Below are 255 nucleotides of genomic sequence, written 5' to 3'. Positions count from 1 at the left end.
TGGGACCAACTTGCTATGGTCATCAAGCTTTGACTTGTATGGGCTGCGCGCTCATGCGCGTCGCCCGGAATCTGGAAGAAGGAGTAAAGACTGGGGTAATGAAGTTGTATCAACGAACGTTACAACGTACTTCTTATTCACCACAACCTGCTAAGGTTATAGGGACAAGCCGTACGGGCAATTAGTATCAGTTAGCTTAATGCATTACTGCACTTCCACACCTGACCTATCAACGTCCTGGTCTCGAACGACCCT

General features: G+C 48.2%; 1 rRNA gene. It reads right to left on the bottom strand.

Annotated features, from left to right (window positions below):
- Positions 1 to 160: 160 nt before the first annotated feature.
- Positions 161 to 255, bottom strand: a 23S ribosomal RNA gene (locus H3H39_RS27485); the annotation flags it as partial.

The sequence above is a fragment of the Rugamonas apoptosis genome, from assembly GCF_014042355.1.
Classification (GTDB): Bacteria; Pseudomonadota; Gammaproteobacteria; order Burkholderiales; family Burkholderiaceae_D; genus Rugamonas; species Rugamonas apoptosis.
Note: the sequence above shows the minus strand (reverse complement) of the source record. Positions and strands in the feature narration are given on the sequence as shown.